The following is a 2,070-nucleotide window of genomic DNA, read 5'->3' as shown; positions in this document are numbered from 1 at the left end:
ATCAACCGGCAACTGGCGCCGTTGATCTCGTATTCGCTGGCGCCGTCGCGGAACATCCGCCGGGTGATCGACACCTCGGTGTAGTCGATCGGCAGCGTGTTGTCGGAGTTGTCGACAGTGACGGTGACCTCGGCGCGGCCCAGAGGCGCGCGCGATGACGTGCCGGCGAAGATGACGTCCTCCATCTTGCCGCCGCGCAGCGACTTGGCGCCCTGCTCGCCCATCACCCAGGCCAGCGCGTCGACCACGTTGGATTTACCCGAGCCGTTCGGCCCGACCACGCAGGTGATGCCCGGTTCGAAGCGCAGAGTCGTCGGCGACGCGAAGGATTTGAAGCCCTTCAGCGTCAGACTCTTGAGGTGCACGACCTGTGAGACTACCGGCGTGCGACCGCGGTCTACCGGTCCGCACGCGATTACCGCGCGCTGAATCCGTCGATGTCCTCGCTCGCTTGCGACCAGTCGGCGACGACGGCGTCGACGCGACCGGGCGTGGTACCGCTTTGCAGCAGGTCAAGCAGGTGTTGGCAGGTTTCCCGCGGCCCCTCCGCGACGACCAGCACGCGTCCGTCGATGCGGTTGGCGACGTATCCGCTCAGACCCAGTTCCAACGCACGTGACCGGGTCCACCAGCGAAAGCCGACTCCCTGCACCCGCCCGCGCACCAAGGCGGCAAGGCGAACGTCAGACTCGGACATCAGCCACAGGGAACGTGGTGAAGGCGACCGTGGTGCCCGACTTGGGCGTGCGGGCGTTCGACCCACAATTTCGTCATGGGTTCTTTTGTACCGCCGGCGGCTTACGTTGCGTCGAGATCGGCCGGTAGCGGGGAGAAGTTCGACCGTTCATGACGTGGTGAGCAGCCGCAGCGCGATCCCGCTGTACTGAGTGAAGTCGGAGTCGGTACTCACCAACTCGAACCCACCCGTGAGCGCGAATGCGGCCAGATACGCGTCCATCCAGACCTTGGGTGCTACCGACCGGCGTGCCGCGAACGCCTGCCAGTGGGCCTCCAGACCGTCGGGTTCTCGGTTGGTCATGACAATGCGGTCGTCGTCCAGCAACGCCGCATAGGCGGCCCACGCTTCGTCGTTGCTCAGCGGCGGTCTGCCGTATGCACCCAGCACTGTGCGGTTGGTCAGCAGCCGGAGAAACGACTGCTGGGTGGCGCGGCAAAAGTGGATGACGCCGGGTTCGTCGACCGTGTCCAGCCATGCGCGTGTGACCATGTGGTGCACGTGCCCAGAAAGCGCCAGCGCCAACCAGACGTTGGTGTCACACAGCAGCATCGCCGCGCCCGGACGACCAATCGGCATCCTGGTTGAGCAGGGCTGCGGCGACACGCTGCGGCGTCATCTCCGGGCCAGCTGCAACGCCACACTGCACCAATGGCAGCTGGACCCGCCGCGGCCCTGGAGCTGCAGCTGCGCTCTCCGGCTGCGACAGGGCTCGCCTGAGCAGTTCGGCCACGACGTCTTTAATCTTGCGGTCCTGCTGCGCCGCACGGACCTTGATTGCCCGCATCAATTCGTCGGGCAACTCCAGCGTCGTTTTCATGTTAGCCAGTATACTGCTTTCCTGGTTTTATGGCTACATCGCGACCGTCGGGCGAGCGTGCGTGAACCCGGCGATGTGCCCGGCGTGTCGGCCGGCGACACGCACTCTCGCGCGGGGAGGAGGCTCAGCGACGGGGGCGGGGCTGGCATTTCGGACAGGAGAACGACGAACGGTTCATGAACTTCTCCCGGCGGATCGGCGTGCCGCAGCGCCGGCACGGCTCGCCCTCGCGGCCATAGGCGTTCAGGGCGCGATTGAAGTAGCCGGATTGGCCGTTGACGTTGACGTACAGCGCGTCGAACGAGGTGCCGCCGGCGGCCAACGCGTCGCGCATCACGTCAGCGGTCGCATCCAGCACCGCCCGCAACTGCCGCCGGGGCAGCGTGGCGGCCACCCGCGCGCTGTGCACCCCCGCCCGCCACAGCGCCTCGTCGGCGTAGATGTTGCCGATGCCCGACACCACAGTTTGGTCCAGCAGCTGACGTTTGATCTCAGAATGCTTGCGCCGCAACAC

5 protein-coding genes are annotated in these 2,070 nt (G+C 66.2%); all 5 read right to left on the bottom strand.

What is annotated here, in order from left to right; genetic code table 11:
- Positions 1-365, bottom strand: a 365-nt coding sequence (locus tag AC2VOP_RS21825; protein ID WP_486962905.1) for an AAA family ATPase, incomplete at its 3' end; no start/stop codon positions are given.
- A gap of 50 nt (positions 366-415) precedes the next feature.
- Positions 416-697 (bottom strand): acylphosphatase, encoded by a 282-nt coding sequence (locus AC2VOP_RS21820; protein ID WP_486962904.1) that lies wholly within the window; start codon positions 695-697, stop codon positions 416-418.
- A gap of 147 nt (positions 698-844) precedes the next feature.
- Positions 845-1,288 carry a type II toxin-antitoxin system VapC family toxin gene (locus tag AC2VOP_RS21815; RefSeq protein WP_486962906.1) on the bottom strand — a complete coding sequence of 148 codons (444 nt, stop codon included), beginning with the start codon at positions 1,286-1,288 and terminating at the stop codon, positions 845-847.
- The gene (locus tag AC2VOP_RS21810) at positions 1,275-1,556 is read right to left on the bottom strand and encodes an antitoxin (protein WP_486962903.1); all 282 of its coding nucleotides are present in this window, start codon (positions 1,554-1,556) and stop codon (positions 1,275-1,277) included. Before AC2VOP_RS21810 ends, AC2VOP_RS21815 begins: the two co-directional genes overlap by 14 nt.
- Positions 1,557-1,680: 124 nt before the next feature.
- Positions 1,681-2,070 (bottom strand): zinc finger domain-containing protein (locus tag AC2VOP_RS21805; protein ID WP_486962902.1); only part of this gene is annotated, 390 nt, incomplete at its 5' end.

The sequence above is a fragment of the Mycobacterium sp. TH-M106 genome, from assembly GCF_057473765.1.
This window is presented reverse-complemented; position numbering and strand designations above follow the sequence as displayed.

Coding starts and splice junctions, on each gene's coding strand:
- AC2VOP_RS21820 (WP_486962904.1), bottom strand. CDS start 697: ATGTCCGAGTCTGACGTTCGCCTTGCCGCCTTGGTGCGCGGGCGGGTG.
- AC2VOP_RS21815 (WP_486962906.1), bottom strand. CDS start 1,288: ATGCTGCTGTGTGACACCAACGTCTGGTTGGCGCTGGCGCTTTCTGGG.
- AC2VOP_RS21810 (WP_486962903.1), bottom strand. CDS start 1,556: ATGAAAACGACGCTGGAGTTGCCCGACGAATTGATGCGGGCAATCAAG.